The organism is Sphingomonas sp. CFBP 13603 (genome assembly GCF_014892665.1).
Lineage (GTDB): Bacteria > Pseudomonadota > Alphaproteobacteria > Sphingomonadales > Sphingomonadaceae > Sphingomonas.
On sequence record NZ_JADBIA010000015.1, the window covers coordinates 87,667 to 96,113 of the forward strand.

Annotated in this window: 9 protein-coding genes and 1 tRNA gene; 6 read left to right on the top strand and 4 right to left on the bottom strand. The window is 64.5% G+C overall.

Annotated elements, in window-relative coordinates:
• Positions 1–34 precede the first annotated feature (34 nt).
• Positions 35–3,094 (top strand): TonB-dependent receptor, encoded by a 3,060-nt coding sequence (locus tag IFR23_RS18335; RefSeq protein ID WP_192977093.1) that lies wholly within the window; start codon positions 35–37, stop codon positions 3,092–3,094.
• Between the two features lie 378 nt (positions 3,095–3,472).
• Here the strand turns inward: IFR23_RS18335 and fghA are convergent, their stop codons facing one another.
• The 3 genes from fghA to IFR23_RS18350 are packed head-to-tail and all read right to left on the bottom strand — an operon-like array spanning position 3,473 to position 5,810.
• Positions 3,473–4,309 carry an S-formylglutathione hydrolase gene (fghA, locus tag IFR23_RS18340; protein WP_192977094.1) on the bottom strand — a complete coding sequence of 279 codons (837 nt, stop codon included), beginning with the start codon at positions 4,307–4,309 and terminating at the stop codon, positions 3,473–3,475.
• Positions 4,309–4,692: a VOC family protein gene (locus tag IFR23_RS18345; RefSeq protein ID WP_192977095.1), complete on the bottom strand. Its 384-nt coding sequence runs from the start codon at positions 4,690–4,692 to the stop codon at positions 4,309–4,311. The genes fghA and IFR23_RS18345 overlap by 1 nt, the downstream gene beginning before the upstream one ends.
• 11 nt (positions 4,693–4,703) lie before the next feature.
• Complete coding sequence (locus IFR23_RS18350) at positions 4,704–5,810, bottom strand: S-(hydroxymethyl)glutathione dehydrogenase/class III alcohol dehydrogenase (protein ID WP_192977096.1); 1,107 nt, start codon at positions 5,808–5,810, stop codon at positions 4,704–4,706.
• A gap of 119 nt (positions 5,811–5,929) precedes the next feature.
• On the opposite strand from IFR23_RS18350, the gene IFR23_RS18355 reads away from it, so the two are divergent.
• The 3 genes from IFR23_RS18355 (at position 5,930) to IFR23_RS18365 (ending at position 6,700) form a co-directional block, all read left to right on the top strand.
• Positions 5,930–6,133: a DUF2945 domain-containing protein gene (locus tag IFR23_RS18355; RefSeq protein ID WP_056048079.1), complete on the top strand. Its 204-nt coding sequence runs from the start codon at positions 5,930–5,932 to the stop codon at positions 6,131–6,133.
• Between the two features lie 47 nt (positions 6,134–6,180).
• Positions 6,181–6,441 carry an SWIB/MDM2 domain-containing protein gene (locus tag IFR23_RS18360; protein WP_031394799.1) on the top strand — a complete coding sequence of 87 codons (261 nt, stop codon included), beginning with the start codon at positions 6,181–6,183 and terminating at the stop codon, positions 6,439–6,441.
• Positions 6,442–6,623: 182 nt separating this feature from the next.
• Positions 6,624–6,700: transfer RNA gene (locus IFR23_RS18365), tRNA-Arg, on the top strand.
• A 104-nt stretch (positions 6,701–6,804) separates the two neighbouring features.
• On the opposite strand, the gene IFR23_RS18370 is transcribed toward IFR23_RS18365, so the two are convergent.
• Positions 6,805–7,470, bottom strand: coding sequence for a UPF0149 family protein (locus IFR23_RS18370; protein WP_192977097.1), 666 nt, complete (start codon positions 7,468–7,470; stop codon positions 6,805–6,807).
• Between the two features lie 166 nt (positions 7,471–7,636).
• Between IFR23_RS18370 and IFR23_RS18375 the strand changes: the two genes are divergently transcribed.
• Together IFR23_RS18375 and IFR23_RS18380 are read left to right on the top strand one after the other, a co-directional pair.
• Positions 7,637–8,179 carry an RNA polymerase sigma factor gene (locus IFR23_RS18375; RefSeq protein WP_192977098.1) on the top strand — a complete coding sequence of 181 codons (543 nt, stop codon included), beginning with the start codon at positions 7,637–7,639 and terminating at the stop codon, positions 8,177–8,179.
• A partial coding sequence (locus IFR23_RS18380) for a hypothetical protein (RefSeq protein WP_197978541.1) occupies positions 8,176–8,447 on the top strand: 272 nt, incomplete at its 3' end. The genes IFR23_RS18375 and IFR23_RS18380, both read left to right, overlap by 4 nt.

Genomic DNA, 8,447 nt, shown 5'->3' on the forward strand with positions numbered 1-8,447 from the left:
GGCACAGACCGGCACGATCGGGGAGAGGACTGACATGGCCAAGTTCGAATTGCTCGCCGCCTCGGCGATGATACTCCTGTCGATTGCGCCGGCAATGGCTCAGACGGCCACCACATCGGCTGAAAACCCCGGCCCCACCAATGGCCCCGGGCAAGAGGCGCCATCCACGCCCGGCACATCGACGCAGACCACGCCCGCCGATACCGCGGCCAGTGCCTATGCGTCGCAGGATATCGTGGTTACCGCGCAACGCCAATCGCAACGTTTGCAGGATGTTCCGATTGCAGTGAGCGCTTTTACCGCGGACACGATCTCGAAGCAGCAGATCGTCAATCCGAGTGCGCTCCAGCAGACGCTGCCCAACGTCACCTTCACCAAGACCAATTTCACCACGTCGAGCTTCACGATCCGCGGCATCGGCGACCTGTGCGTCGGCGCGACGTGCGACCAGGCGACCGCGATCCACGTCAACGACATGCCACTGGTCACCACGCGACTGTTCGAAAGCGAGTTCTTCGATCTGGAACGGATCGAGGTCCTGCGCGGACCGCAGGGTACGTTGTTCGGCCGCAACGCGACCTCGGGCGTGGTCAACTTCATCACCGCCAAGCCGGACCTGTCGGGGGTCCATGCCTCCGCCGAGGCCGAGTACGGCAATTACGATTCGAAGCGCGCCCGCGCGATGATCAACCTGCCCTTCACGGACACGCTCGGCATCCGCGTCGCGGGCACGTATCTCAACCGCGACGGCTATACCAAGAACACCTATGACAATTCGAAAATCGACGGGCGCGACCTGTATTCGATCCGTGGCACGTTGTCGTGGGAGCCGACCAACGATACCCGCGTCGACCTGATCGGCTATTATTTCCGCGAGAAGGACAACCGCAGCCGCATCCAGAAGCAGCTCTGCCACCGCGATCCGACCGGCATTCTGGGCTGCCTCCCCGATCGGCTCGCGAACGAGACGCCGAACGGCAACTCGACGCTGGCCGCTACGCTCGCCTCGACACAGTATTTCGGAATCGCCGGCACGCAGCTCGGGCACCCGGAGATTGCCGCGATCGGCCTGCAGAACCTGTATGCGACCGACACCTATGCCGGGGTCGTCAATCCCGGCGACGTCCGCACCGTCCGGATCGACTCCAACCCGACCTATTTCGCCGAGGAAGAGCAGTACACCGCCAAGATCTTCCACGATTTCGGTCCGGTCTCGTTCAACTTCACGGGCGGGTTCTCACGCAACACGGTCGATAGCACGACCGACTTCAACCTTGCGGTCGAGAACCCCCTTGCGGCCAATGTCGGACTGAACACGCTGAACGCGATCGGCCGCCCCGGCGTGGTCATCCGGCTGCCGGGCGGCGCGCTGGTCAATACCGGCTATCTCAACGGCGTCCGCTCCGTGCTGATCCCCAATGGCCCGGCCGGCGGCGCGTGCCAGTCGGGTGCCGATACGAACAATGTCGGCGTGTTCGGCGGCAACGGCATCGGCTGTTACGCGCAGAGCCTCGACGTCGATCGCTCGCGCCAGGTAAACCGGCAATATTCGGCCGAGGCGCATATCGACAGTTCGTTCGACGGCATGTTCAACTTCCTGCTCGGCGGCATCTATGTGGACTCGCGCAGCCAGAACACCGACTATTTCGTCAACGCGTTCGGGCTTGATTACGCATCGGGCGTGCTCGGCGCAGCCAGCTCGGCGGCGATCCCGGGCGTCAACGGCAACGCGTTCCTCGCGACGCCGTTCTACCGCAACGACGGTGACGATTTCCGCCTGAAATCCTACGGGATCTTCGGCGAGACCTATTTCGAGTTCAACGACAAGCTGAAGCTGACGCTCGGCCTGCGCTACAATCACGACGAGAAGGACGTGAAGGCGCGCAACATCACGTTGAACGTGCTCACCCCGATCGGCGCGTCGAACATGACGCAGGGGCTGAACTACACCACCACCGACTTCGACTCCACGCGCGCCGGGGTGCAGGAATATGCGCTCGACAAGGTCAGCTTCTCGCGGCTGACGGGGCGCGCGGTGATCGACTACAAGATCTCGCCCGACAATCTGATCTACGCGTCCTATTCGCGTGGCTACAAGTCGGGCGGCATCAATCCGCCCTTGCCCGCGACCTTCTCGGTACCGACGACGTTCACGCCCGAGAAGATCGACTCGTTCGAGATCGGGTCCAAGAATACCTTCGGTAACGGCGCATTGCGGCTCAATGTCACGGGCTTCTACTACAAGTACAAGCAGTTGCAGCTGAGCCGGATCGTCGCGCGGACCGCGGTCAACGACAATGTCGACGCCAATGTCTACGGCGTTGAGGCGGAAGCGATCCTCAGCCCGATCCCTGCGTTCGTCGTCAACATGAACGCAAGCTACCTCCACAGCGAGGTGTCGGCGGACAAGTTCCTGGTCAATCCGCGCGATCCGTCGGGCGGCCGCTCCGACGCGGTGATCATCAAGGACCTGCAGAGCGCGGCCAACTGCGCGGTCGTGCCAACCACCGCGGGCAATATCTTCGGCGTGAACACCTATGTCGGCGCGATGAACTCAGGTCTCGGCCTGCGCGGACCCGTGGCGATCCCGTCGACCAACACGACCGGGGCATACAGCCTCTGCTCGGTTCTCGCCGCGACCGCGGCCAATCCGCCCGCGCCACTCCGTGCGCTGTTCGGTGTGCCGACCGGTGCGCTGCCGTTCAGCGTGACCGACGGCGTCGGCGTCAACATCCGCGGCGGCAAGCTGCCCCAAGCACCGACCTACAAATTCTCGGCAGGCGCGCAGTACACCATCGCATTCCGCAACGGCATGTCGTTCGTGCCCCGCGTGGATCTCAACTACACCGGCGGCTTCACCGCATCGATCTTCAACCAGCTGGTTGACCGCGTGCAGGGCTATGAGGTGGTCAACGCGCAGGTGCAGTTGAACGGCGCCGACGACCGCTGGTTCCTGCGCGGCTTCGTGCAGAATCTGACGAACAACGACTCGATCACGGGGCAGGCGGTCGGCGACCAGTCGTCGGGGCTGTTTACGAATATCTTCACGATCGACCCGCGGCGGTACGGCATCGCGGCTGGGTTCAAGTTCTGAAGGACGGCGCAAACGATCCTCCCCCGCCAGGGGGAGGTGGCGCCGAAGGTGACGGAGGGGGAGGACACGGAGCAGAGGTGGGCGCGTGCCTCCCCCTCCGTCTGGCAAGAGCCAGCCACCTCCCCCTTGCGGGGGAGGATCGCAAAGCACATCACGTCATTTTGACGCCGTCAGGACTCAGGGTCGCTAACGCTGCGGTGCTCGGCTCTGGATCCTAACGTTCGTCAGGACGACGATGCGCGCGCCGCCCGGCACGAGCGCCAACATGACGACCGACGCTCCCTTGCCCTCTCCCGTCGGGAGAGGGAGAGACGCCAAGGGCGGCGAGGGTGAGGGCACGACCTGCAGATCGATAGCCGTGAAACATCAAGCGCGTGGTTAGCGCTTCAGCCGCTCTGCGTGCCACGCCACATGATCCGGCATGAACGTCGCGATGAAATTGTAGCTGTGATCATACCCAGGCTGCATCCGTAGCGTCAGGTCGATCCCCGCCGCCTTGCAAGCGTCGGCCAGCAACTCGGGCTTCAACTGCTCGACCAGGAAGTCATCGGCTTCGCCCTGATCGACCAGGATGTCCTCCACCCGCGCGTCATCTTCGATCAGCGCGCACGCGTCGTACGCCCGCCACGTCGTCCGATTCGGTCCGAGATATCCGCCGAGCGCCTTCTCACCCCAGGCGCACTGCAACGGCGCCACGATCGGGGCGAACGCCGACACGCTTCGGAAACGCTCCGAATTGCGCAACGCGATCGTCAGCGCGCCGTGCCCGCCCATCGAGTGCCCGAAGATCCCCTGCCGCGCCATGTCCGCCACCGGAAACTCCGCCGCGATCAGCGCTGGCAGTTCGTCCTCGACATAGGACCGCATCCGGAAATTCTTCGCCCAGGGTTCCTCGGTCGCATCGACGTAGAAGCCTGCGCCCTTGCCGAAGTCGTACGCGTCGTCGTCCGGCACGTCGTCGCCGCGCGGCGAGGTATCCGGCGCAACCAGGATCACGCCCAGTTCGGCACACGCGCGCCGATACTCGCCCTTGTCCATGACGTTGGCGTGCGTGCAGGTGAGCCCCGACAGGAACCACAACACCGGCAACCGCGCCCCCTCGTCATGCGGCGGCACATAGACCGCGAAGGTCATGTCGGTGCCGGTCGCGGTCGACGCGTGGCGATAGACGCCCTGCGTGCCGCCATAAGCCTTGCTGGTGGAGACGGTTTCCATCACGCGACCCGGTGCAATGCGCAGATCTTGTTTCCCGACGGATCGCGCAGATAGGCGAGGTACAGCTTCCGCCCTCCCGTAGCCTCTCGCACGCCCGGCGGATCCTCACAGGCCGTCCCGCCGTGCGCCAGCCCTGCAGCATGCCAAGCATCGGCAGCCTCGGTCGAGGCCGCAGCGAACCCCATCGTGCTGCCGTTGCCGTGGCTAGCCGGCTCGCCGTCGATAGGCTTCGTCAGCAGAAAACGTCCGCCGGCGTGCGCATAGACCACCCGCCCCCATTCATCGACGACGCCTTCCGGCACGCCGAGCGCGCCCAAAGCCACGTCGTAGAACGCTTTCGACGCCGCGATATCGTCGGCGCCGAGCATGATGTGCATGAACATGATCCCGCGCCTCAGTAGATCACGACGGAGCGGATGCTCTCGCCGGCATGCATCAGGTCGAAGCCCTTGTTGATCTCGTCGAGCGTCAGGCGGTGCGTGATCATCGGGTCGATCTCGATCATCCCGTTCATGTACCAGTCGACGATCTTCGGCGTATCCGTGCGCCCGCGCGCGCCGCCGAACGCCGTCCCGCGCCAGTTGCGCCCGGTCACGAGCTGGAACGGCCGCGTCGAGATTTCCTTCCCCGCCTCGGCCACGCCGATCACGATCGAGGTGCCCCAACCACGATGGCACGCCTCCAGCGCCTGCCGCATCACGGTCGTGTTGCCGGTCGCGTCGAACGTGTAGTCCGCGCCTCCATCGGTGAGCGCGACGATGTGCTGGACGATATCGCCCACATCCTTTGGGTTGGCGAAGTGCGTCATGCCGAAGCGACGCCCCCATTCCTCACGGTCGGGATTGATGTCGACGCCGACGATCATTCCTGCGCCGGCAAGCCGCGCGCCCTGGATCACGTTCAGCCCGATCCCGCCAAGCCCGAACACGACAACCGTGTCGCCCGGCTGGACCTTCGCCGTATGCACCACCGCGCCGACCCCGGTCGTCACGCCGCAGCCGACATAGCACGAGGTATCGAACGGCGCGTCCTCACGGATCTTCGCCACCGCGATCTCGGGCAGCACGGTGAAGTTCGAGAAGGTCGAGCAGCCCATGTAGTGGAAGATCGGCTGCCCCTTGTAACTGAACCGCGTCGTGCCGTCGGGCATCAGCCCCTTCCCCTGCGTCGCGCGGATCGCGGTGCACAGGTTGGTCTTGCCGCTGAGGCACGACTTACACTGACGGCATTCGGGGGTGTAGAGCGGGATGACGTGATCGCCGACCGCGACGCTGGTCACGCCTGCGCCGATCTCGCGAACGATGCCGGCGCCCTCATGGCCGAGCACGCTCGGAAACAACCCTTCCGAATCAAGCCCGTCGAGCGTGTACGCGTCGGTATGGCAGATGCCCGTCGCCATGATTTCGACGAGGACTTCGCCGAATTTAGGCCCTTCGAGGTCGAGTTCGACGATCTCGAGCGGTTTTTTTGCCTCGAAGGCTACGGCGGCGCGGGTCTTCATGGGTGGGTCTCCTTGATTGCCGCCCTGATGCCCCCAGCGCCCCGCCTCCGCAACCCGCAGGCGATGCAACTAATGCCGCGTTCCCGCGCTTGATCCTTTCAAATCAAGGAGATGGCGCGATGAAGGATCCGAAGAAGGGCGACGAGGTCACCTGGAAATCGCACGGCGGCGAAGCGCACGGCACGGTCGAGAAGAAGCAGACCAGCGACACGAAGATCAAGGGCCACACCGTCAAGGCCTCCAAGGAGGAGCCCCAGTTCATCGTAAGGAGTGACAAGGGCGGCAAGGCAGCGCACAAGGCGGACGCGCTCACCAAGGCGTGACCACGCGCGCAGTGCCTAACGCACGCGCGCAACAGGAAGGAATGCTTATGGCTACAGCTCCCAAGACCGGCGGCATCCACGCCCCCGTCCAGCCCTCTCCCGAGCTCGGCGAGATCGTCGGCAACGACAAGCTGCCGCGCAGCGAAGTGATCAGCAAGGTGTGGGTCTACATCAAGGCACACAACCTCCAGAACCCCGAAAACAAGCGCGAGATTCTGGCTGACGAGAAGCTGAAGAAGGTCTTCGGGCGTGACAAGTGCACGATGTTCGAGATGAACAAGTACATCTCGCAGCACGTCAAGGCCTAACCGCCCGCACTGCACGGCAAGCGGCGACGGGGCATCGACAGCGATACCCGTCGCCCTTGATCGGACCTCATCGAGGGTTCGAACTACCGAAATATCGTCATTGCTCGAATGCTATCGTGCACGACCAGACACGAGCGCAGCGCTTGATCGTCCCACCCGACCGGCGTATTGCGCCAGCCGATGCCCCCGTAGCTCAGCCGGATAGAGCGACGGTTTCCTAAACCGTAGGCCGCGTGTTCAAATCTCGCCGGGGGCACCACCACGCGCCTGAAATCCGATCGCCTGGGGGTCGAGCTCGAAATCCCGAGCTACGGAATTCCGACTAGCGGCCTTCAGGACAGCGTCGATCTAACCCGAAAAAAATCATCCGCAACAGCGCTTGGACTTGATCCCGGATCCGCACCGGCATGGATCGTTCCGGCCGATCTTCGTAGCCGTCGGCGGGAGCGGTGTCATCGAGCCGAGCTCGCCGGCGCGGATGCGCGCCGCGTACAGACGCACGATGCTGTCGTTCAGATCAGCCAGCGCCCGATCGTTGACGACGTTGATCTCGATACTGTCGAGAGGGCTTTCGTCCTGCGCGATCGCGATCAGGGACGACAGGCGTGCCAGCGCGTCGGCGGCGTCGTGGTCTGCCCCGGCGGCAAGTATCGCCCAACTGTCGGGACGCAACGCCATCGCCTCGGAGAAACCGTCGACCCACAGCTCCCAGAGCACCTCGCCATTGCGTTCGTCGACGTCGAAGATCGGCTGAGGTTTGCCGCGGCCCAGATCGCGGACGATCTCGGTGCAGCGCGCCGTCACCGCATCGACGAACCACTGGACGTCGGCGGGATCCTCGAAGGGCGCGGTCTCGCCGTCATCGATACCCCATATACCTTGCAGCCATTCGCTCGGCGGAATTCGGTCCGGGCCGACGACGATGCCGGTGAGGAAGCCGTCCAGTTCGGTGAGCAGCATTGGCTCGTCGAGAGGAAGATCGGCAAGCGCCCCGTCGAGCCGACGGAAGCGGGAAGGAAAGTGTCTCATTCGTTTCGATCAATTGCGCTGGAGAATAGGCGTGCATCATAGCGCGAACCACCTCGGCTACTAGCGCCGAGTAGGCCGACGGTGCCGATCGCAGGCGGGGCAAAGTGCGGTGTCGAGGCGCGTGCATAGCCGTTGACGGCCGATGCGGACCCATTAGACCGTGGGCATGGGCGCGGCGGGTAAGAGGTCGTCCGATCCGGGCGAGAGGGCGACGATCCTCCGGACGCTGGTCGAGACGTATAGCCGACCGCTGAGCCGGTACTTCAATCGGCGCGTGTCGGCGTCGCACGACGTTCCCGACCTGGTGCAGGAGGTGTTCCTGCGGCTCAGCCGGCTCGCGGACCCGAACGACATTCGCCAGCACGACAGCTTCATCTTCGTAACCGCCGCCAACGTCCTCAAGGATCAAGCGCGCCGAAACCAGGGGCGCGGCGCCGGGTTGTCCGATCCGATCGACGATCTTTCCATCGAAAGTTCGGATTTCGCGCCGGACCGCGTCTTGGAGAGTAGGCATGTCGCCGACGCGCTGCGTCGTGCGCTTGCCGAACTGCCCGAACGGACGCGCGACGTGTTCGTGCTCAGGATGCTGGAGGGATTGAAGATGGCCGATGTCGCGCATGCCATGGCTATCTCGACGCGCGCCGCGGAAAAGCATCAGGCGCGCGCGTTGGCGCATGTCGCGGAACGGCTGAAGGACTGGCGACGGTGAGCGATCCCGCGATGATCGAAGCGGCGGAATGGGTCGAGCGGCTCGACCGCGACTGTGATGGCGGCGACGGCACGACGCTTACACGGTTCAACGACTGGCATGCGCGGCCCGGCCACGCAGCAGCATGGGCGGCGGTTTCCGAAGCGCGGGCGACCAGCGCGAGCCTTGCGGACCATCCCGACATGCTGGCGCTGCGGCACGCCGCGGTGGCGCGAGCGGCGCTGGGTCGCGCGCCGCGACGGGTCGCGCCGTGGATGCTGGCCGCGGC